Annotated in this window: 17 protein-coding genes and 1 pseudogene; 13 read left to right on the top strand and 5 right to left on the bottom strand. The window is 69.8% G+C overall.

Annotated elements, in window-relative coordinates; all coding sequences use genetic code 11:
- Nucleotides 1-26 precede the first annotated feature (26 nt).
- Entirely contained in the window at nucleotides 27-1,379 is a 1,353-nt protein-coding gene (locus OHA73_RS01450; RefSeq protein WP_327653867.1) for an esterase-like activity of phytase family protein, read from the top strand.
- A 62-nt stretch (nucleotides 1,380-1,441) separates the two neighbouring features.
- Here the strand turns inward: OHA73_RS01450 and OHA73_RS01455 are convergent, their stop codons facing one another.
- Nucleotides 1,442-1,831 (bottom strand): hypothetical protein, encoded by a 390-nt coding sequence (locus OHA73_RS01455; protein WP_327653868.1) that lies wholly within the window; start codon nucleotides 1,829-1,831, stop codon nucleotides 1,442-1,444.
- A gap of 126 nt (nucleotides 1,832-1,957) precedes the next feature.
- The gene (gene xylA / locus OHA73_RS01460; RefSeq protein ID WP_327653869.1) at nucleotides 1,958-3,124 is read right to left on the bottom strand and encodes a xylose isomerase; all 1,167 of its coding nucleotides are present in this window, start codon (nucleotides 3,122-3,124) and stop codon (nucleotides 1,958-1,960) included.
- Between the two features lie 153 nt (nucleotides 3,125-3,277).
- Between xylA and xylB the strand changes: the two genes are divergently transcribed.
- The 6 genes from xylB to exaC all read left to right on the top strand — a co-directional run bounded on the left by xylB (nucleotide 3,278) and on the right by exaC (nucleotide 11,136).
- Nucleotides 3,278-4,714 carry a xylulokinase gene (xylB, locus tag OHA73_RS01465; RefSeq protein ID WP_327653870.1) on the top strand — a complete coding sequence of 479 codons (1,437 nt, stop codon included), beginning with the start codon at nucleotides 3,278-3,280 and terminating at the stop codon, nucleotides 4,712-4,714.
- Nucleotides 4,715-4,786: 72 nt separating this feature from the next.
- On the top strand, nucleotides 4,787-5,977 hold the full coding sequence (locus OHA73_RS01470; protein WP_327653871.1) for an ROK family transcriptional regulator: 1,191 nt from the start codon (nucleotides 4,787-4,789) through the stop codon (nucleotides 5,975-5,977).
- Between the two features lie 398 nt (nucleotides 5,978-6,375).
- Nucleotides 6,376-7,398: an acetamidase/formamidase family protein gene (locus OHA73_RS01475; RefSeq protein WP_327653872.1), complete on the top strand. Its 1,023-nt coding sequence runs from the start codon at nucleotides 6,376-6,378 to the stop codon at nucleotides 7,396-7,398.
- A 118-nt stretch (nucleotides 7,399-7,516) separates the two neighbouring features.
- Nucleotides 7,517-8,122, top strand: coding sequence for an N-acetylmuramoyl-L-alanine amidase (locus OHA73_RS01480; RefSeq protein WP_267072479.1), 606 nt, complete (start codon nucleotides 7,517-7,519; stop codon nucleotides 8,120-8,122).
- A gap of 146 nt (nucleotides 8,123-8,268) precedes the next feature.
- Entirely contained in the window at nucleotides 8,269-9,537 is a 1,269-nt protein-coding gene (locus OHA73_RS01485; protein WP_327658378.1) for a GAF domain-containing protein, read from the top strand.
- A gap of 75 nt (nucleotides 9,538-9,612) precedes the next feature.
- Nucleotides 9,613-11,136 carry an acetaldehyde dehydrogenase ExaC gene (exaC, locus tag OHA73_RS01490; RefSeq protein WP_327653873.1) on the top strand — a complete coding sequence of 508 codons (1,524 nt, stop codon included), beginning with the start codon at nucleotides 9,613-9,615 and terminating at the stop codon, nucleotides 11,134-11,136.
- A 220-nt stretch (nucleotides 11,137-11,356) separates the two neighbouring features.
- Here the strand turns inward: exaC and OHA73_RS01495 are convergent, their stop codons facing one another.
- Nucleotides 11,357-12,322, bottom strand: coding sequence for a GlxA family transcriptional regulator (locus tag OHA73_RS01495; RefSeq protein WP_327653874.1), 966 nt, complete (start codon nucleotides 12,320-12,322; stop codon nucleotides 11,357-11,359).
- A 52-nt stretch (nucleotides 12,323-12,374) separates the two neighbouring features.
- Between OHA73_RS01495 and nadC the strand changes: the two genes are divergently transcribed.
- From nadC to OHA73_RS01515, 4 genes are all read left to right on the top strand, one after another.
- Entirely contained in the window at nucleotides 12,375-13,553 is a 1,179-nt protein-coding gene (nadC, locus tag OHA73_RS01500; protein WP_327653875.1) for a carboxylating nicotinate-nucleotide diphosphorylase, read from the top strand.
- A gap of 46 nt (nucleotides 13,554-13,599) precedes the next feature.
- Nucleotides 13,600-14,601, top strand: a complete 1,002-nt coding sequence (locus OHA73_RS01505; RefSeq protein ID WP_327653876.1) for an NAD(P)H-dependent flavin oxidoreductase — start codon at nucleotides 13,600-13,602, stop codon at nucleotides 14,599-14,601.
- Nucleotides 14,602-14,711: 110 nt separating this feature from the next.
- Nucleotides 14,712-15,674 (top strand): quinone oxidoreductase family protein, encoded by a 963-nt coding sequence (locus tag OHA73_RS01510; protein WP_327653877.1) that lies wholly within the window; start codon nucleotides 14,712-14,714, stop codon nucleotides 15,672-15,674.
- Nucleotides 15,675-16,305: 631 nt separating this feature from the next.
- Complete coding sequence (locus OHA73_RS01515) at nucleotides 16,306-17,925, top strand: MFS transporter (RefSeq protein ID WP_327653878.1); 1,620 nt, start codon at nucleotides 16,306-16,308, stop codon at nucleotides 17,923-17,925.
- Between the two features lie 364 nt (nucleotides 17,926-18,289).
- On the opposite strand, the gene OHA73_RS01520 is transcribed toward OHA73_RS01515, so the two are convergent.
- The gene (locus OHA73_RS01520; RefSeq protein WP_443063015.1) at nucleotides 18,290-19,246 is read right to left on the bottom strand and encodes an aldo/keto reductase; all 957 of its coding nucleotides are present in this window, start codon (nucleotides 19,244-19,246) and stop codon (nucleotides 18,290-18,292) included.
- 27 nt (nucleotides 19,247-19,273) lie between these two features.
- On the opposite strand from OHA73_RS01520, the pseudogene OHA73_RS01525 reads away from it, so the two are divergent.
- Nucleotides 19,274-19,551: pseudogene (locus OHA73_RS01525) on the top strand (aminoglycoside phosphotransferase family protein); the annotation flags it as partial.
- A gap of 111 nt (nucleotides 19,552-19,662) precedes the next feature.
- Complete coding sequence (locus tag OHA73_RS01530; protein ID WP_327653879.1) at nucleotides 19,663-20,166, top strand: hypothetical protein; 504 nt, start codon at nucleotides 19,663-19,665, stop codon at nucleotides 20,164-20,166.
- On the opposite strand, the gene OHA73_RS01535 is transcribed toward OHA73_RS01530, so the two are convergent.
- Nucleotides 20,123-20,371, bottom strand: coding sequence for a hypothetical protein (locus tag OHA73_RS01535; protein WP_327653880.1), 249 nt, complete (start codon nucleotides 20,369-20,371; stop codon nucleotides 20,123-20,125). The genes OHA73_RS01530 and OHA73_RS01535 overlap by 44 nt on opposite strands.
- Between the last annotated feature and the right edge of the window lie 251 nt (nucleotides 20,372-20,622).

Consider the following 20,622-nt stretch of genomic DNA (forward strand, 5'->3'; position numbering starts at 1 on the left):
ACCTCGTCCGCGCCCCAGGAGGCCCCATGTCCCCGCTCGTCCCCGGCAAGCGCCGCACCCTCGGCCGTTCCGTCGCCGCGGGTGTGCCGCTCGCCGCCCTCGTGGCGCTCGGTGTGGCGCCGGCCGCGACGGGCGCACCCACCGGGTCTGCGGCGGCCGAGGTCACCGGGAGTGCGAGGCTCGGCGACGTACCCCTGGGCGAGTTCAGCAACGCCCTGCTGCCGGGCACGGTCGACGACGACCGGGGCGTGGACCTCGGCGGCATCGGCTCGGACCTCTACCCGGCGGGCCGCAAGGGCGAGTTCTGGACCGTGACCGACCGCGGCCCGAACGGCCAGATCAAGGTCGACGGCACGAAGCGCCGCACGTTCCCCGTGCCCGGCTTCGACCCGGCGATCGCGAAGATCCGCGTCACCGGCGACCAGGTGAAGGTGCTCGACGCGATCCCGCTCACCACGAAGTCCGGCAAGCCCGTCACCGGGCTGTCGAACCAGGAGGGCCGGGACGAGAAGCCGTACTCGTACGACGCCGAGTCCCCGCTCTCGTACAACCCGAACGGTCTCGACACCGAGGGCATCGTGCGCGCGGCGGACGGCAGTTTCTGGCTCGTCGACGAGTACGGCCCCTCGCTCGTGCACGTCTCCGCGGACGGCCGGGTCCTCGCCCGGCACGTGCCGAAGGGGCTGGACCTGAAGGGCGCCGACTACCCGGTCGTCGAGTCGCTGCCGTCCGTGCTGCTGCACCGCAAGGTCAACCGGGGCTTCGAGGGGCTCGCCCAACTGCCGGGCGGGGACCTGGTCCTGGCCGTGCAGAGCCCGCTGTCGCTGCCGGACGAGGACGCGGGTGACGCCTCGCGGACGACGCGCCTGCTGCGGTTCTCGCCGAAGAGCCAGGCGGTCACGGCGGAGTACGCGTACCGCTTCGACCCGGTGGACGTGGTGGACCCCGGCGAGGACGACCCCTCCGAGCTGAAGATCTCCTCCGTCGTCGCCGTCGGCGGCGACCGGCTGCTCGTCGAGGAGCGCACGGACAAGGCGGCCCGCCTTCAGGAGGTGCGGCTCACGCGCGGCGCCGACATCCTGGGCGGGCGCTGGGACGACGCCGGCACGTCCCCGTCCCTGGAGCAGCTCGACGACCCGGCGGCGAAGGGCGTGCCGGTCCTCGCCAAGCGTCTCGTGGTGGACCTCGACAAGGTCGACGGCATCCCGGACAAGATCGAGGGCATCGCCCTCGCGGGACGCGACACCCTCGCCCTGATCAACGACAACGACTTCGGGATGACCGACGGCGACGGGGCGTTCGACGCGGACGGACGGCTCGTGGACAGCGGCGTCGAGACGAAGGTGACACACGTGAAACTGCCGAAGGGCGCCCTGTAGGAGCACCTCGCGGCCGTCGGCGCGCCCTGTAGAAGCACCCAGCGGCCGTCGAGTCCGCGAATTCAGCCGCCCAGCTCGCTGGGCAACTCGCTCGGCAGCTCACTGGGGATGTCCGAGGGCAGTTCGCTCGGCAGCCCACTGGGGAGCTCGCTCGGCAGGTTGCTGGGCAGCGAGGACGGCAGCTTGCTCGGGATACGGGGCGACGACGAGCGCGTGGCCTGTTCGCTGCTCTCGTCCGGCGACTTCTTGTCCCCGTCGGAGGAGCTGCCGCGGGTCGTCAGAAGAACGACGGCGCCCACGATCACCACGAGGGCGACGAGCGTCGCGATCACCAGGGACTTGCGCCGGTCGGGGCGGCGCGGCCCGTCGGGCGGCGGCGCACCGAAGCCACCGGGCGGCGGCACGTTGTTCGGCGGCGGGGGCGGCTGCGGCGGCATCGGGGGTAAGGACACCCCTCCAGAATTGCCGCATCGGGCCCAACGCGCGAGCCCCTGAGGGAAGTTGACCGACCGGACGACGTACGTCCGGTCGGTCACGGCCCTTCCGTACTTCCGTACGGGGCTTCCGTACGGGCTACGTCAGGCGCGCACGCCCAGCAGGTGGTCCATCGCCAGCTGGTCGAGGTACTCGAACGCCATGCCGCGCTCGGCGGCCGCGTTCACGTCGAACTCCTCGAAGGCGCTCTTGTCGGCGAGCAGCGCGGACAGGCCGTCGGCGGCGGTCGGCTTGGCGAGCTCGTCCAGGCGGGAGGCGGTCAGGGCCGCCTGGACCTCGGGGTCGTCGCGGAAGGCGGCGGCCCGGTCCTTGAGGATCAGGTAGTTGCGCATGCAGCCGGCGGCCGAGGCCCACACGCCGTCGAAGTCCTCGGTCCGCGGCGGCTTGAAGTCGAAGTGCCGCGGGCCCTCGTAGCCGGCCTGCTCCAGCAGGTCGACGAGCCAGAACGCGGCGCGCAGGTCGCCGGCGCCGAAGCGCAGGTCCTGGTCGTACTTGATGCCGGACTGGCCGTTGAGGTCGATGTGGAAGAGCTTGCCCGCCCACAGGGCCTGGGCGATGCCGTGCGGGAAGTTGAGGCCCGCCATCTGCTCGTGGCCGACCTCGGGGTTCACGCCGTACATCTCGGGCCGCTCCAGGCGCTCGATGAACGCGAGGGCGTGGCCGACGGTGGGCAGCAGGATGTCGCCGCGCGGCTCGTTCGGCTTGGGCTCGATGGCGAACTTGAGGTCGTAGTCCTGCTCGATGACGTACTCGCCGAGGAGGTCGAAGGCCTCCTTCATGCGGTCGAGCGCGTCGCGGACGTCCTTGGCGCCACCGGACTCGGAGCCCTCGCGGCCGCCCCACGCGACATAGGTCTTGGCGCCGAGCTCGGCGGCGAGGTCGATGTTGCGGATGACCTTGCGCAGGGCGTAGCGGCGCACGTCGCGGTCGTTGGCGGTGAAGCCGCCGTCCTTGAAGACCGGGTGCGTGAACAGGTTCGTGGTGGCCATCGGGACGACCATGCCGGTGGCGTCGAGGGCCTGCCGGAAGCGCTTGATGTGCGACTCGCGCTCGGCCTCGGAGGCACCGAAGGGGATCAGGTCGTCGTCGTGGAAGGTCACACCGTGGGCGCCGAGTTCGGACAGGCGCTGCACGGACTCGACCGGGTCGAGTGCCGGACGGGTGGCGTCGCCGAACGGGTCGCGGCCCTGCCAGCCGACGGTCCACAGACCGAAGGTGAACTTGTCGTCAGGGGTGGGCTGGTACGTCATCTCGCGGCTCCCTAGCCGTTGCCCGGCGGCCGCGCACATGGAGTGCGGCCGCCTATTTCGTCATGGCACTTTACAAATTAGTATGCGGGAACGCCGCTGGGAAGAGCCGACCGTCCTACAGACACAGATTTCCCGAGATTTCAGGAGAGCCGCATGTCAGCTGCCGATGGACCCCTCGTCGTAGGGGTCGACAGTTCCACGCAGTCCACGAAGGTGTTGGTCGTCGATGTCGCGACCGGCGCGACCGTGGCGCGCGGGCAGGCACCGCACACCGTGACCTCGGGCGCTGGCCGCGAGAGCGACCCCGAGGAGTGGTACCGGGCGTTGCGCGACGCGCTGGCCCAGTGCGGCGACGCGGCCCGGCGCGCCTCGGCGGTGTCGGTCGGCGGGCAGCAGCACGGTCTGGTGACGCTGGACGCGCAGGGGCGTCCGGTGCGACCCGCGCTGCTGTGGAACGACGTGCGCTCCGCGCCGCAGGCCCGCCGCCTCGTGGACGAACTGGGCGGGGCGAAGGCGTGGGCGGAGCGGTTCGGCATCGTGCCGGCGGCTTCCTTCACCGTGTCGAAGTGGGCGTGGCTGGCCGAGCACGAGCCGGAGTCGGCGCGCGCCACGGCCGCGGTCCGGCTGCCGCACGACTACCTCACCGGCCGTCTTACCGGTGACGGCACGACGGACCGGGGCGACGCGTCCGGTACGGGGTGGTGGGCATCGTCGACCGAGGCGTACGACGAGGACGTGCTCGGGCGCGTGGGGCTCGACCCGGCGCTGCTGCCGCGGGTGGTGGCGCCCGGCGAGGTCGCGGGCACGGTACGCGCGGGAACCGATCTGCCCTTCGCGGAGGGCACGTTGGTGGCGCCCGGCACCGGTGACAACGCGGCCGCCGCGCTCGGCCTCGGCCTGCTGCCGGGGACTCCTGTGCTGAGCCTCGGCACATCGGGCACGGTCTACGCCGTGTCGCGGAACCGGCCGGCCGACCCCTCCGGCACCGTCGCCGGTTTCGCGGACGCGCGCGGCGACTGGCTGCCGCTGGCCTGCACGCTGAACTGCACACTCGCGGTGGACCGGATCGCGGCGCTGCTCGGCCTGGACCGGGAGGCCGTCGAGGCGGGCGGCACGGCGACGATCCTGCCGTACCTGGACGGCGAGCGGACCCCCAACCTGCCGGACGCCTCCGGCCTGTTGACGGGTCTGCGGCACGACACGACCGGCGGGCAGCTGCTGCAGGCGGCGTACGACGGGGCGGTGCACGCGCTGCTCGGAGCGCTCGACCGGGTCCTCGACGCGGACGCCGACCCCGCAGCTCCCCTGCTGCTCATCGGCGGCGGGGCGCGCGGGACGGCCTGGCAGGAGACGGTGCGGCGGCTTTCGGGGCGGGCGGTGCAGGTGCCCGAGGCCGGCGAACTGGTGGCGCTGGGAGCGGCGGCGCAGGCCGCGGGCGTGCTGACCGGCGAGGACGCGGGGGCGGTGGCCCGGCGCTGGGACACGGCGCGCGGTCCGCTGCTCGAACCGGTGGAGCGGCGGGACGAGGCGGCGCTGGAGCGGATTTCGGGGGTGCTCGGGGAGGCGGGGGCGCTTCTCGGGAACGAGTGAGGCCCACCCGATGAGCGGGCCCGGGCCCACCTCCGGAAGATCGCACCTCACCGTCCCTGGGAGCATGAGCGCATGACCGCACCACTGCACCGGCCGCGACCGGGCACGTCCGACACCCAGCAGGCCATGCGCCGCCGCAACCTGTCCCGCGCCATGCACGCCGTCGCCGCCGAGGGTCCGCTCTCGCGGGCCGCGGTGGCGCAGCACATCGGCCTGACCCGGGCCGCCGTGTCCACGCTGGTCGACGAGTTGATCCGGGCGGGGCTGCTGGAGGAGCTGGGGCCGCAGCGTCCGGGCGGCGTCGGGCGGCCGGGCTCGGCGCTCGCCGTGAGCGGTCGGGGTCCTGCCGGTCTCGGCGCCGAAGTGGGCGTCGACCATCTCGCGGTGTGCGCGGTGGACCTGCGGGGCGAGGTGCGGGCGCGGGCACGGCGCCGGGTGAGCAATCGGGAGCGCGCACCGAAGCCCGTACTGGACGAACTCGCGGAACTGGTACGGGAGGTGACCGACGAGGCGCAGGCGGCCGGGCTGCGGCCCGCCGGGCTCGCGATCGCCGTGCCGGGCCTGGTCGCACGCGGCACCACGACCGTCGTGCGCGCACCCAACCTCGACTGGCACGACACGGATGTCGCGTCCCTGCTCCCGGTCGATGTGCCGGTCACCGTCGAGAACGAGGCGAACTTCGGCGCCCTCGCCGAACTGTGGCTCGCCGAGGACTCCCCCGCCGACTTCCTCCATGTGTCGGCGGAGATCGGCATCGGCGCGGCGCTCGTCGTGGACGGTCACCTCCTGCGCGGGACACGGGGGTTCGCGGGGGAGCTGGGCCACGTGCCGGTGCGCCCGGAGGGACCCGCGTGTCCGTGCGGCGGGCGTGGGTGTCTCGAGCAGTACGCGGGTGAGGAGGCGGTGCTGCGCGCGGCGGGCATCGAGCCCGGCCCCGACCGGGTGTCGCTGCTCGCCGAGCGGGCCGCCGACGGTGACGTCTCGACGCGCCGGGCGCTGCGCTCGGCGGGCACCGCGCTCGGCATCGCGCTGACCGGCGCGGTCAACCTCGTGGACCCGCGTGCGGTGGTCCTCGGTGGCGCGCTGTCCCGACTCGCACCGTGGCTTCTGCCGTCGCTGGAGCGGGAGTTGACCCGCCGCACGGCGTCCCCGGAGGACGGCGTCATCACCTCCGGCCTGGGTTCGGACGGGCCGCTGCTGGGGGCGGCGCACTCGGTGGTGCGGGCGGTGCTCGACGATCCGATGGGGGCGGTCGCCGCCTGAGGGCGGTGCGGGCCCCACCATTGGCTGCCGCGTTGACGCCACCTGCCCCCACGCACCGTGGCGCCGCTCCCCCACACGCCACTGGTTCGGACCTCTGACATGCGGTTGTTCACATTGCGTGGGTTGTCCACAGATCTTCCGCGCCCCCTTCCGCCCCAACCTGTGGGCCCCGTACCGTAATTCACGCGAGGCGCCGCACTCCCGTCCGTCCGACGGGTGGTGGCGTGCGCACGGGAAAGGGGGATTCCTGTGTCGGGGGATGTCACGGAGAGCGTCGAGCCGCCATCGGGGCGGGGCCAGGTCTACGCGTGTTCCGTCGTGGGCATATCGCTGGTGCTCGGCGTCGTCGGCGTCCCTACGCCCGTCATCCACTGCCCACAGAGCGGAGCGCAGTCCTCATGAGCGATCTCCGGATGCTGACCGTCCGGCCGGGGCCCGGCGAGTACGCCTGGACGTTCGGCGGTGCGCCGCCCGTCGCGCGCATCGCTCCGGGCACGGCGCTCGACCTGTTCACGGAGGACTGCTTCGCCGGCCGGGTCCGCTCCGAGAAGGACCTGGTCTCGGAAGTCTGCAAGTTCCCTTTCCTCAACCCGCAGACCGGCCCGTTCCACATCGAGGGTGCCGAGCCGGGCGACACCGTGGCGGTGCACTTCGTGTCGGTGGAGCCCGCGCGCGACTGGGCGGCGTCCACGACGGTGCCGCTGTTCGGGGCGCTGACGTCGACGCACGCGACCGCGACGCTGCAGCCGCCACTCCCCGAGACCGTCTGGATATGGCAGCTCGACCGGGCGCGCCGCACCGCCCTGTTCGCGGCGCGGGACAGCGATTTCATCGCCGAGCTGCCGATGGACCCGATGCACGGCACGGTCGGTGTCGCGCCCGCGAATCTGGAGGTCCGTTCGGCGCTCGTGCCGGACGCGCACGGCGGGAACATGGACACGCCGGAGATGCGGGCGGGCGTCACCTGCTACCTCGGCGTGAACGTGGAGGGCGCGCTCCTGAGCCTCGGCGACGGGCACGCGCGGCAGGGCGAGGGCGAGACCTGCGGCGTGGCCGTGGAGTGCGCCATGCGGACCGTCGTCATCGTCGAGCTCCTCAAGGGCGTGGCGACGCCGTGGCCGCGCATCGAGTCGGACACGCACATCGTCTCGACGGGTTCGGCCCGCCCGTTGGAGGACGCCTTCCGGATATCCCAGCTCGACCTGGTGCAGTGGCTCGTACGGGACTACGGCTTCAGCGAGTTGGACGCGTACCAGTTCGTGACGCAGACCGTGGAGTCGCCGCTGGCGAACGTCTGCGACACCAACTACACGTGCGTCGCCAAGCTCCGCAAGGAATGGCTGCCTGCACGCGAGACGCACCGCGGGCTGCACACACGGCTCCGCGAAAGCGCGGCGAGCCTGCCGCGCCCCGAACTCTGAGCCCCCGCCCCAACCGATCCCCCACCCCTCCACTCCCCCACTCCCCCACTCACCCCCACAGCACCGCACCCGCCCCACTGAGTTCCGCCCCACCGGTGACCCGAGAGGCAGGATTGACATGGACCGAGCAAAAGAATCATTCCCGAGCCGCCGCCGACTGCTCCAACTCGGCGCGCTCGCCGCGGCGCCCACCGCACTGCTGGCCACGGGCCGGGCCGACGCCCTGCCGCTGGCGACGGTGGACTACCCGAAGGCCCAGTCCGTTCCGGCGAGCAAGTCCAACTACACGGAGTCCGGGCGCCCGTTGTCGTACCCGGTCGAGTTCGTGATCGTCCACGTGACGCAGGAGTCGTACGCGACGACGCTCGACATCTTCAAGAACCCGGCCAAGCAGGTCTCCGCGCACTACGTCGTCCGCTCTTCCGACGGGCACATCGCCCAGATGGTGCGCGAGAAGAACGTCGCCTGGCACGCGGGGAACTGGGACTACAACACGCGCAGCATCGGCATCGAACACGAAGGGTGGGTCGACAAACCGGAGTACTTCACCGCCGCGATGTACCGGGAGTCGGCGGCGCTGACCGCGTCGATCTGCACGCGCTACGGCATCCCGAAGACCCGCGAGCGGATCATCGGCCACGTGGAGGTGCCCGGCGCGGATCACACGGACCCGGGCCCGAACTGGGACTGGGACCGGTACATGCGGCTGGTCGCCGCCTCCTGATCCCGGCGGGCGCGGCCGTCTCCACACCCGTGAGTGGCATGTGCCGAATCGCCCGATCCGTGTTCCGCTTCTTGTCGGCCCGCGTCCCCGGGGTGACGATGGTCGCGCCACCGCACCGTCGCGAAGGATCCCGCCTGGAGGCCGCGTTGACCGAACAGTGGGTCGCCCTGGAGCCGGGCACCGATCCGTCCGAGCGGGTCCGGGCGCTGCGCCGCGCGCACGACCGGTTCACCGCGGCCGGCACCGTGGCCCGCCCTGTGCGCCCCGTCGTCGCCGCGTCCTGGCGCCGCTCGGCGGGCGCGCACGTCAGCCCGGACGCCTCGGCGTCGGTGGAGATGCCGGAGGGCGATCTCGACAGCTACCGGGCGGAGCATCCGCTGGCCCGTGTGATGCCGCTGTTCCGCGAGTTGATGGGCACGTTCGCCGCGGACGGCGAGCATCTGCTCGCGGTGTGCGACGCGCACGGCAGGCTGCTGTGGGTGGAGGGGCACGCGCGTACGCGGCAGGCGGCGGACCGAATGAACTTCGTGCCGGGCGCCCGCTGGTCGGAGTCGGCGATGGGGACGAACGCGCCGGGCACGGCCGTCGCCGTCGACCGCCCGGTACAGGTGTTCGCGGCCGAGCACTTCATCCGCAAGGTGCAGCCGTGGACCTGTGCGGCGGCCCCCGTGCACGACCCGCACACCGGACGACTGCTCGGCGCCATCGACATCACGGGCGGCGACCGCCTCGCGCACCCGCACAGCCTGGCGTTCGTGCAGGCGGTGGCGCGCGCGGCGGAGTCCCAACTCGCCCTCCTGGCACCGCCACCGGCGGCCGAGCCGGCCCTGCGCCTGACGGTGCTCGGCCGCGACGAGGCCCTCCTCCTCACGCCGGACGGCCACAAGCTGCGCCTCAGCCGCCGCCACAGCGAGCTCCTCGTCCTGCTCTCCCGCCACCCGGAGGGCCTGACCGGCGACGAACTCCTCTGCTTCCTGTACGAGGACGAGTCCGTGACCCCGGTGACGCTGCGCGCCGAACTGGCCCGGCTGCGCCGGGTACTGGGCCCCGACGTGCTGCGCTCGCGCCCCTACCGGCTGTCGACGCCGGTCGACTCGGACCTCACCACGGTCGAGCGCCGCCTCGCCTCGGGAGCGGTCACGGCGGCGGCCTCGGCGTACACCGGCCCGCTCCTCCCCTTGTCGCAGGCGCCCGCCGTGGCCCGGATCCGGCACCGCCTCGTCGACGAACTCCGGGCCGCGCTCATCGCCCGCGCCGACCCCGACCTGCTGGCCGACTGGGTGCACGCACCGTGGGGCGAGGACGACCTGGACGTCTGGCGCGCGCTCGCGGCGATCCGCCCGACGCCGCCGGTGCTTGCCCGCCTCGCCGCGCTCGACGACGAACTGCGCTCCCCGGCCCCGTACGCAACGTAACTGCAACGTCCGGACTCCTAGCCTCCCTTGCGAACGCTGCCCAAAGGCGGGCAGCCGCACAGGAGGCCACTCACCATGACCCGCTACGCAGCGCCCGGCACGCAGGGCTCCGTCGTCTCCTACCAGGCCCGCTACGACCACTTCATCGGCGGCGAGTACGCGCCGCCCGCCCGCGGCCAGTACTTCGAGAACCCGAGCCCCGTCAACGGACAGCCGTTCACCGAGATCGCCCGCGGCACGGCCGAGGACGTCGAGCGCGCCCTCGACGCCGCGCACGCCGCCGCGCCCTCCTGGGGTCGCACGGCGCCCGGGGCCCGCGCGGACATCCTCCTCAAGATCGCCGACCGCATGGAGCAGAACCTCGAACTCCTCGCCGTCGCCGAGAGCTGGGAGAACGGCAAACCGATCCGCGAGACCCTCGCGGCCGACATCCCCCTCGCGATCGACCACTTCCGCTACTTCGCGGGCGCGGTCCGCGCGCAGGAGGGCTCCCTCTCCGAGATCGACGACGACACGGTCGCGTACCACTTCCACGAGCCGCTCGGCGTCGTCGCGCAGATCATCCCGTGGAACTTCCCGATCCTAATGGCGACGTGGAAGCTGGCTCCGGCGCTCGCGGCCGGCAACGCGGTGGTCATCAAGCCGGCCGAGCAGACCCCGGCGTCGATCCACGTCTGGCTGGACCTGGTCAAGGACCTGATTCCGCCGGGCGTGGTCAACGTCGTCAACGGCTTCGGCGTGGAGGCGGGCAAGCCCCTGGCCTCGTCGTCCCGCGTGGCGAAGGTCGCGTTCACCGGCGAGACCACGACGGGCCGCCTGATCATGCAGTACGCCTCGGAGAACATCAAGCCGGTCACGCTCGAACTCGGCGGCAAGTCCCCGAACATCTTCTTCGACGACGTCTGGGCGAAGGACGACGACTTCCGCGACAAGGCCCTCGAGGGCTTCACGATGTTCGCCCTGAACCAGGGCGAGGTCTGCACCTGCCCGTCCCGCGCGCTCATCCAGCAGGGCCACTACAGCGAGTTCATCGAGGCGGCCATCGCCCGCACCGAGGCCATCAAGCCCGGCCACCCCCTGGACACCGACACGATGATCGGCGCCCAGGCCTCCAACGACCAGCTCCAGAAGATCCTTTCCTACCTGGACATCGGCCAGCAGGAGGGCGCGAAGGTCCTCACGGGCGGCCAACGCATCGAGTACGACGGCGAGTTGGCGGGAGGCTATTACGTCCAGCCCACCATCTTCGAGGGCCAGAACCGCATGCGGATCTTCCAGGAGGAGATCTTCGGCCCGGTCGTCTCGGTGGCCTCCTTCGCCGACTACGACGACGCCATCAAGATCGCCAACGACACGCTGTACGGCCTCGGGGCCGGGGTGTGGACCCGCGACGTCAACACGGCGTACCGGGCGGGCCGTTCGATCCAGGCGGGCCGCGTCTGGACCAACTGCTACCACGCATACCCGGCACACGCAGCGTTCGGCGGCTACAAGCAGTCCGGCATCGGCCGCGAGAACCACAAGATGATGCTGGACCACTACCAGCAGACGAAGAACCTTCTGGTGAGCTACTCGGCACAGAAGCTCGGGTTCTTCTAGGAGCACGAAAAGGGCGCCTGACCTGGTGTTACTCCGGCCAGGCGCCCACCCTCGAACGTGCACCAGGGTGCGAGCGATATAAGCCCTAACTCCCGATTCCTCCCACCCATATCCCACCTCTGACCAGCTGTTCCGGGGCATTTCCGGGCCAAGCTCGGGTTCCTAGTTGTTGCTGGCCAGGATGCTCATGACGGTTGTGGCCTTCACGTCCCTGGGTCAATCAAGCCGAGAAGGTGCGTCGGTAGGCGGTTGGTGTCAGGCCCGTTTGGGTGGCCAGGCGGTCGCGAAGATTGGCAGCCGTCCCAAGGCCGGATTGGTGTGCGATCTGGCCGATGGCGAGGTCGGTCTGTTCGAGGAGTCGGCGCGCGTGCTCGACGCGAACCGCGGTCAGCCATTGGTTCGGGGTGCAGCCCAGCTCGTTGCGGAAGCGTCGGTGCAGGGTCGCCGGGCTCATCGCGGCCCGCGAGGCGATCTCGGCGACCGTGATTGGCCTAGTCGCTTGCTGCTCGGCCCAGAAGAGCGCCGCGGCAAGAGGGCTCTCCTTCTCCTTGGGGAGAGGGCGTTCGATGAACTGCCGTTGCCCACCGGGACGGTGCCCTGGGAAGACGAGCCTGCGGGCGACGGTCGCCCCGATCTCAGCGCCGTGGTCGCGGCGTACCACGTGGAGCGCGAGGTCGAGGGCGGCAGCGCTGCCGGCCGAGGTGAGGATGTCGCCGTCGTCGACGAACAGGACGGCATCATCGACACGGACGCGCGGGTATCGAGCTCGAAACTCTTCAGTCCACTGCCAGTGCACGGTGACTCGACGCCCGTCCAGTACGCCTGCCTCAGCGAGGGTGAACGCCCCGCTGCACATCCCGATCATTCGTGCTCCGCGTTTGTAGGCCCGCGCGATCGCATCAAGCACGTCAGGGTGATGGGGCGCGGCCGTGTTGGGACGGTTAGGGACGATGACAGTGTTCGCCTGTTCCAGGGCCGACAGGCCGGCGATATCGGTCATCGCGAAGAAGCTCTGTCGCATCGACACCTTCGGCTTCCGTGCGCATAGCTGAAACTCGTAGAGCAGCCCGCCAGCCTCAGGCCGATCGATCCCAAGAACTTCGGTCAGGCACGCCAACTCGAACGGGTTCGAGCCGTCGTCAACCAGTGCGACGATGGAGTGCAGGTGCGAGGAATCTTTCGACATGTGCTATTCCTTGCACTGTTAGGGCGAGGGGTGCAAGTTCGAAGATCGACGCGTGACGAACACGAGCACCAACATCGACACCGTCCTGGCATCGTTCCAGGAGCGCTGGAGTCCACGGATCCTCACCCGAGTCAACGACTACGACGTCCGCCTGGCCAAGGTCGAGGGCACCTTCGTCTGGCACTCCCCAGCCAGCTCGTCGGACTGCACGCATGGGCAGAGCGCTGGGCCGCCGAACTGGAAGCGCCTGCCCCCACGGACTGAAAGCGGCACGACCCCGAACGACAGCCCGGCTAACCGTTCCTGGCCTACTCAGGACCCGACTTGGCCGGCAGTGCACCCGAAGCGAGGACTCATGGAATTCCCCCTTTTAGCAGCGCGTCAGGCAGTCAGCCGGGCGCTCGCGGAAGATCACGCGCACGACGACATCACCACCCGCTGGAGCGTGCCTGCGCAACTGCACGAAGAAGCCGAGATCATCGCCAAACAGAGCGGCGAGGCCTGCGGCCTGCCCGTCGTGTCCGAGGTCTTTCACCAGATAGATCCCGACATCGACGTGAAGGAACTCATCCCCGAGGGCAGCCTCGTCCGCCCGGGCCAGGCCGTGATCCACCTCAGCGGCCGCACACGCAGCCTGCTCACGGGAGAACGCACCGCCCTGAACTTTCTGCAACGTATGTGCGGCATAGCAACCCTCACCCGGCGCCATGTCGACCTGGTCGCCGACCTCGGCGTGCAAGTGCTCGACACCCGCAAGACGGCCCCCGGGCTGCGCGCTCTCGACAAGTACGCGGTCGCGGCAGGAGGGGGCAGCAGCCACCGCCTCGACCTGTCCGCCATGGTCCTGCTCAAGGAGAACCACGTGGCGGCCGCCGGAGGCATCACCGCGGCAATCACCGCGGTGCACACCGCCATGGCGGCCGAGGGCCACGTCACCCTCGTCGATGTCGAGGTCGAGAACGTGGCGCAGGCAGTGGAAGCACTGCACGCGGGAGCGTCCTGGATCATGCTCGACGACATGACGGTCCCGGAGATCGAACAGGTCGTCCAGGCCAGGGAAGAAATCGCCCCCGGCCGCACCGTCGTTCTGGAGGCATCCGGAGGCATCACCCTCGAACTGCTGCGGTCGATAGCGGAGACCGGCGTGGACAAGATCTCCGTCGGAGCTCTGACGCACAGTGCCCCAGCACTCGACCTGAGCATGCTTTTGACCAGGACGACAGACGCATGACCGCCCGGCCACTGCCGCCCTACGGCGACCGATGAGGAGTCAACGCGTGCCCGCCCACCGCCCGTCCCTCACGACGCCCCTGTGTCGCCGGTTCGGCGTCGAGTTACCCCTCGTCCAGGCACCGATTGGTTCCGCGGCCTCCCCTGAACTGGTCGCTGCCGTATCCAACGCAGGCGGCCTGGGCATGCTGGCGCTCACCTGGACGCCTGTGAAGGAGATCGCCCCGACCATCGACCGGGTCCGCGAGCTGACTCAGCGCCCCTTCGGCGCCAACCTGGTGCTCGACTTCCCCGTTGCCGAACGACTGGACGCCTGCCTGGAGCACGGAGTACCGATCATCTCCACCTTCTGGGGCGACCCGGCCACATGCACTGCGACCATTCACGCGGCAGGCGCCGTCCATGTGCACACTGTTGGCTCTGTGGACGAGGCACGGCACGCCGCCGACACGGGGGTCGATGCCGTGGTGGCACAGGGCTGGGAGGCCGGTGGGCACGTGCGGGGTCTCACGGCGACGCTGCCACTGGTGCCGTCCGTCGTCGATGCCATCTCCCCGCTTCCTGTGATCGCTGCAGGGGGCATCGCCGACGGCCGGGGCCTGGCAGCGGCACTGGCGCTCGGAGCGCAGGCCGTATGGATGGGTACACGGTTCCTCGCCGCCACCGAAGCCCGAACACACGACAGGTACCGCCACCGGATCCTTTGCGCCCGAACTGAAGAGGCGCAATACACCCGATGCTTCGACGGCGGCTGGCCGAACGCCCCCCACCGCTCGCTGCGCAACCGCACGCTGGACATCTGGGAACGCGCCGGATCGCCGCCGCCGCCCCGGCCAGGGGAGGACGACATCGTTGTCGTAGACGGCGAAGGAACTCCATATGTGCGCTACCAAGACGCCGTACCGCTGGTGGGCATGAGAGGCGAAGTGGACTCCATGGCCCTGTACGCCGGGCAATCCGTTGGGCTGGTCCACGAGGTCCTGCCGGCGGCAACGATCGCCGCCCGGCTGGTAGTCGAGGCACAGCGTGTGATGCTGCCGGGGTTCTGAGCCGCGGTCGGGTCTGGGCCCAAGCTCGGATCCGACTCCTGAGATCTCGCCTGCAGAGCACAACAGCACCGTCCGGCAGCGAGAGCGAGAGAAGAGGAGGAGAGGCATTCATGCGCGCGATGGCATACGAGCGCTTCGGCGGCCCGGAAGTCCTTGCGGAAACGGAGGTGGCGGATCCGGAGGCAGGGCCGGGGCAGACACTGGTCCACGTGGAAGCCGCAGGAGTCAACTTCGGTGACATCAAACAGATCGCGGGCGCACACGCCGACGGCCCCTACGCCCCCAGCGGCCCTTTCCCGCGGATCCCGGGCATGGAAGTCGTCGGACGCACCACAGCGGGCCGACGAGTCCTCGGCTACGTTTCGCAGGGCGGTTACGCTGCGAAGACGGTTGTGGCCGACCGCGATCTGATCGCCCTGCCCGATGCGGTGAGCGCGGGCGAAGCGCTGGCTGTTCTCGTACAGGGGCTGACGGCATGGCATCTCCTACGATCGGTCGCACGCATCAGGCCCGGTGAGACCGTGGTGGTCCATGCCGCCGCGGGCGGCACGGGCAGTCTCCTCGTTCAGTTGGCCCGGCAATTCGGCGCAGGACGGGTCATCGCCACCGCATCGTCTGAGGACAAGCGCGCCCTTGCCCTTGGACTGGGGGCGGACGCTGCGACCGACGGCGACCCGGAGGGATACCGTGAGCGCGTGCTCGACGCCAATCAGGGACGCCCGGTCGACATCATCCTGGATGCCACCGGCGGCCCCGTCCTCGACTCCGCACTGAATACACTCGGATATCTGGGCCGACTGGTGACCTACGGCACCTCGTCCGGACAACCCGCCGCCGCGATTGCGCCGAGTCGGCTTGCGGTGGACACCATCACTGTTGCGGGCTTCTGGCTCATCCCACTCATCGCCCGGCACGGAGCCACCGGCACAGCGCTGAAGGAACTGCTCGACCTCACAGCACACCATCACTTGCGGCCACTGATCGGCGCACAGTACGACCTGGGGCGAGCCTGCGACGCGCATGAGGACCTGCTCGGCCGCCGCACACAGGGGAAACTGATCTTGCGCCCTTGACGTGCCACTAACCGGCGCGACCTCCGCGGCATGACTACACAGCCCCCGGCCGCCGGCACCTACCCATCAGCGCATGTCGAGTTGGTCGAGGTCGTGGCGTCGTCGATCGGTGAGTTTGTCCGCTCTGCGGTGGGTGTTGGCGAGGAACATGCCCAGCGCGGCCACACCGTCCGCTTACTGCTCGGCCCCAGGCGCGCCGCGGCCACACGGCCGTGGGCGGAGTGGCCACGAGCAGCATCCAAAATCCTTGCGGGCACGTCCTGCTGGAGCAGTTCGCAGGCGAGGACGAGACCGACAGGCTCCGCACCGACGACAACAACGGGTTCTGGCACGAACGTTGCTCATCTTCGCTGAAACCGCAGGAACTTTTCTGAACGTGTTCTGCTCGGGCGGTAGTCGAATTTCGAAGAGGCGGTCACTGGTGTTCCGAGCGAACACCTCGGCACACCCGACGAGTTTGACTGCGTCTCTTTCGGAACATCCTTCGTGCCTCTCTTGCAATATTTCGAATCAGCGGCGATATGCGTAGCTTCATCATGACCGTCCGCGAGGGAGAAAGAAAGAAATGAAAGAGACATCCGCAAGGAAACCGAAAGCAAGAAAAACGAATCCCGTCGTAGGCCTCATCATCGTGGTCGTTGCGTCGCTTCTGCTTCCGGTGACGCTGACCGGTTCGTCGATCGCCATGCCAGGCGTGGCCGCCGACTTCCACAACTCGCTGGCGGCAGGTCAGTGGATCGTCAACGCCTACGACCTCACCTTCGCCAGCTTCATGCTGGCCAGCGGTTCCTTCGCGGACCGGTTCGGCCGCCGACGAATCTTCCTCATCGGCAGCATCGGCTTCGCGCTCTCTTCGTACGCATCCGCAATCTGCGGCAACATCGCACTTCTGGACGTGACACGGGCCGCAGCCGGTCTCGCGGCAGCGATGGTGCTGACCTCCGGCAGCGCTCTCCTCGCCCAGATCTTCGAAGGACCCGCGCGCACCAAGGCGTTCGGCGTCTTCGGCACGGCGATCGGCGTGGGCCTGGCCTTCGGCCCGTTCGTCGCGGGCTCACTGTCCACGGCCTTCGGCTGGCGCGCCATCTTCCTGGTCCCGGCGATCGTCTCCACCCTCGTGGTCGCACTGATCGGCTTCCTGCCCGAGTCCTCCGACCCCAACGCGACCAAGGTCGACTGGAGCGGCTCGCTCACCTTCAGTGGAGCGCTCGCAGCCCTCATCTTCGCGCTGCTGCAAGGGCCGGAATTCGGCTGGACCGCGCCGGTGATCGTCGCGTCCTACCTCTCCTGCGTGGCACTACTGGTGGCGTTCGTGATTGTCGAACAGCGCCAAGAGCGGCCCATGTTCGACCTCAGCCTTTTCAAGCAGCCGACGTTCGTCTCCCTGTGCGTAGCCGTGGTCGCGATCGTGCTCGGCTCCACCCCACTCCTGGTGTACCTGCCCAGCTACCTGACCGCGGTCAACAGCCAGTCCACGATGCACGCGGGCATAGACCTGATGATGCTCACCGTTCCCACGGTCGTCTTCCCCCTGGTCACCGGCTACTTGCTGCGCTGGATCCCCATGCGCCACATGGTCACCGCATCGATCGCGTTCATCGCCGCCGGCATTGCATGGCTGACCATCCTGCACCCCGGCATCAGCAACTGGGCAGCGCTGGGGCCCTATGCGCTGGTGGGCATCGGAGTCGGTGTCTCCTTCGGTGTCATGGACGGCGCCGCCGTCTCCAGCGTCGAGCCGGAGCGAGCGGGCATGGCGGCCGGCATGTTCAACACCATGCGCCTGGCCGGCGAGGCCATCTCCATCGCCGTCGTGGGAAGCCTGCTCGTCACCTTCACCCGCGCGCAGCTGGACGGAAAACTCGACACGTTCCCCGGCCCCTACGGCCACCAACCGGAAGCCCTCGCTAACGCCCTGAACCAGGGCCAGTTGGACAGCCCGGCGAGCACCGTCCCGGAGTCCTCGCGCGCTGCCTTCCGGCAGATCGCCGCCGACGGCTTCACCGACGGACTGCACAACGCACTGTGGGTGATGGCGGCGTTCGTCGCGACCGCCACCGTCCTGGTGGCCGCCGTCAACGCCCGTCACCACGCACGACAGAAACCGGCGGCCACGGCGGCCAAGAAGACAACGCCGGACCTCGCTCCCGCGGACGTCATCGAGGCCGGCACCGTGGAGGACCACCACCTGATCGTGGAAGTCCCAGAAACCGCCTCTACTGTGCAAGGCCCCCGCGCCCACGGCGAGTGAAGCAACGACTGCCCACAGCCTCGCCGGCATGCGACGCACGCGTCCGACTCCCGCAAGGGGAGCTGCCCTGTCCGTCCGCAACCGGCGAGCAAGGGTCTGAGGACCGACTTCCCTCAAATCGCGAGCCGCACAAGCACGGAGCAGGGCCCCGCCCGATGAATCTCAGCTCGTTCTTTAGCCTTCGAGGCTGGCGCGCTCGATGAGGCTTTCGGGTCGCCTGCTCGTCTTCCCGACGTCAGAAGCTGTGTCACCTCCTCGCCGTGAGTAGCTCTGAATGGCCAGGAGGTCTGTAAGAGACCGAAATCCCAGAAGCGTGGTCCGCTCGACCCCAGGGCGGGAGGGTCGAGCGGACCACGTCTGCCAATCAGGCCTGCAGCACACGATCGATCTCGGTGAGCTCGCCCGCCGACAGTGGTCCGAACTCCATCGCCCCGGCGTTCTCCTCCGCCTGGGCAACCGTCCGGAATCCGGGGATCGGTACCGTGCGCGGACTGCGCGCCCACAACCAAGCCAGCGCCCCCTGAGCGAGAGTACGGCCGCGACTCGTGAGGACGGACCGCGCCGCCTCCACACGCGCCAACCACTCCGGATCGACGCCGCCACCCACCGCGAACCCCGGCAGCCAGGCGGGCGGAGCGCTGCGGATGTCCGTGGTCGCGAGCGTGTTGCCCGGCGTGAACTTTCCCGTCAGCAGGCCCATCGCGAGCGGGCTGCGGTTGATGCTCGCGAGGTCGAACTCCTCGCACAGGGCGAGCATTTCGGGCGCATCCTGCAAGACGTTGCAGCGGTGCTGCACGGCCGCGCAGTGGGGGCCCGCGGCGAAGACGGCCGCGCGCTCCGGGTCATCGGTGCTCCATGCGTACGCACGGATCAGCCCCTCCCCTACGAGGCCCTCGCAGGCGTCCCGCAGCAGCGCGGCCCGCTCGGGGTCAGCGTCCGACAGATGCAGCTGGTACAGATCCACGTAATCGGTACCCAGCCGGGCCAGCGACGCGGTCAACGCCTGCCGCACGTACGCCGGTGAGTCGTCGCCGCCCGTGCGGACCCTGCTCTCCTCGTCGAAGAGGTTGCCCCACTTGGTGGCCACGACGACGTCCGCCCGTCGCTTGCCCAGCGCCCGCCCCAGCACGCGCTCGCTGTGCCCGGTCCCGTACGCGTCGGCGGTGTCGAAGAAGGTCACGCCGAGATCCAGCGCACGGCGCACGGCACGCACGGACTCCTCATCATCGACCTCGCCCCAGCCGAGCGGCTCCCCGCCAAGCCCCTGCCAGGGCCCGCGAACGCTAGGAGTTGAAGTGCACGCGAAGGCAACCCCACACACAGCCGACTCGACGGTAGCGTGATCGACATGACGGGTGAGGGCGAGACAGCAGAAGGCGAATCCTTGGTCGGCGGCATGGTGAACGCGGGCGCGGTCTTCCGTCACGGTGCCCTGGTGGAACGCCCGGCGCCGTCGACCGCGCGCGCCCTCCATGCCCATCTCCTCGCGCTCGAAGAGCACGGGTTCGACGCGGCTCCACGTCCGGTCAGTCTCGCTGCGAACGGCCGCGAACAGCTAACCTTCCCCCGGGCAAAGTCGCTCTACCACCGTTTCCGCGCTGGGTGATGACCGAGAGTGCGCTTAGTGGCTGTTGTCGTTCCGAACCTGAGGGCGGTGTTTTGGCTGGTCAGGCATAGGGGTGGTGGTGTTGTGGGAGTGGTGGCCTGTCGTGCTCATCGCCCCTGGGGAGGTCTCGGATGCCGTCGGTCGTGGGGTTGCTGGAACAGCGTGAGCTTGCTGCGCGTCGTCGGGTGGACGAGCTGCGGGAAGACGTCGACCGCGTGCAGGCCGAGTTGGCGGTGGCCGGACGGGACTGGAAGGAGTGGGCCATTGCCCGGTCACGGGTGGGCGAGGTGCTGGACCCGTCCGAAGAGGCCGACGATTCCGAGCAGGCCGAGGTGACTTCGCCGGCGGCGGCGAAGTCGCAGGTGCCGGTCTGGCGCGAGGGCCTGGGCTGGCCGGTGCTGTCGGTGGACTACCAGCGCATCCTGCAGGTCCTCGCGGACCGGTGCCGTCTCCATCAAGGTCCGTTGACCTGCCAGGAGATGGCCGCCTTGTTCAGCCTGGATGCGGCGCCGGCGAAGGTGGAGGCACTGCGCTCGAAAGCGAAGCGTCTGGTGGCACGGGGCTGGCTGGCCGAGCGGCAGCCGGGCCGGTTCACCCTCGCCGCGGGGGTTGCCGGGCCAGACGGCGGGTCATGAGCATCGTCATCGACCAGTAGATCATCGCCTCGGCACTGGTAGTGGAGCGTTCGAAGTCGCGGACCAGGCGGCGGCTTCGCATCAGGTGGGCGAAGAACCGCTCGACGATCCACCGCTTGGGCAGCACCACGAAGCCCCGTAGGTTGTCCATGCGTCCGACGATCGCCAGGACGAAACCGAGCACGGTCAGGCAGTACTCGATCAAGGACTACATAGGCAAGGCCGGAAGCTTCTCTCGCGTGGCCCGCTATCGCACTTGACCAAGGACGACTCACCCGGCACTTCGGATGTGCCAGAATCTCATCTACGGGGTCGAGAACAGCGTCAGATGACTCGTCGTGGGGTGGGCGGCTTTTCCTGGTTGAGGTGAGCGCGAGCGGCAGCCGTGAACTCGTCGATCACCTCGAGCATGAGCAGCCGCGGACGGGGTCCAGGGGGCAGCTCCAGCCCTCTGTT

Source organism: Streptomyces sp. NBC_00483, from assembly GCF_036013745.1.
In the GTDB taxonomy this organism is placed as follows: domain Bacteria; phylum Actinomycetota; class Actinomycetes; order Streptomycetales; family Streptomycetaceae; genus Streptomyces.

What these genes read in the sequence shown, in the direction of transcription:
- exaC (WP_327653873.1), top strand. Translation starts at nt 9,613, where the DNA reads ATGACCCGCTACGCAGCGCCCGGCACGCAGGGCTCCGTCGTCTCCTAC.
- OHA73_RS01510 (WP_327653877.1), top strand. Translation starts at nt 14,712, where the DNA reads ATGCGCGCGATGGCATACGAGCGCTTCGGCGGCCCGGAAGTCCTTGCG.
- xylA (WP_327653869.1), bottom strand. Translation starts at nt 3,124, where the DNA reads ATGACGTACCAGCCCACCCCTGACGACAAGTTCACCTTCGGTCTGTGG.
- OHA73_RS01530 (WP_327653879.1), top strand. Translation starts at nt 19,663, where the DNA reads ATGCCGTCGGTCGTGGGGTTGCTGGAACAGCGTGAGCTTGCTGCGCGT.
- OHA73_RS01495 (WP_327653874.1), bottom strand. Translation starts at nt 12,322, where the DNA reads ATGTCGAAAGATTCCTCGCACCTGCACTCCATCGTCGCACTGGTTGAC.
- xylB (WP_327653870.1), top strand. Translation starts at nt 3,278, where the DNA reads ATGTCAGCTGCCGATGGACCCCTCGTCGTAGGGGTCGACAGTTCCACG.
- OHA73_RS01470 (WP_327653871.1), top strand. Translation starts at nt 4,787, where the DNA reads ATGACCGCACCACTGCACCGGCCGCGACCGGGCACGTCCGACACCCAG.
- OHA73_RS01450 (WP_327653867.1), top strand. Translation starts at nt 27, where the DNA reads ATGTCCCCGCTCGTCCCCGGCAAGCGCCGCACCCTCGGCCGTTCCGTC.
- OHA73_RS01475 (WP_327653872.1), top strand. Translation starts at nt 6,376, where the DNA reads ATGAGCGATCTCCGGATGCTGACCGTCCGGCCGGGGCCCGGCGAGTAC.
- OHA73_RS01480 (WP_267072479.1), top strand. Translation starts at nt 7,517, where the DNA reads ATGGACCGAGCAAAAGAATCATTCCCGAGCCGCCGCCGACTGCTCCAA.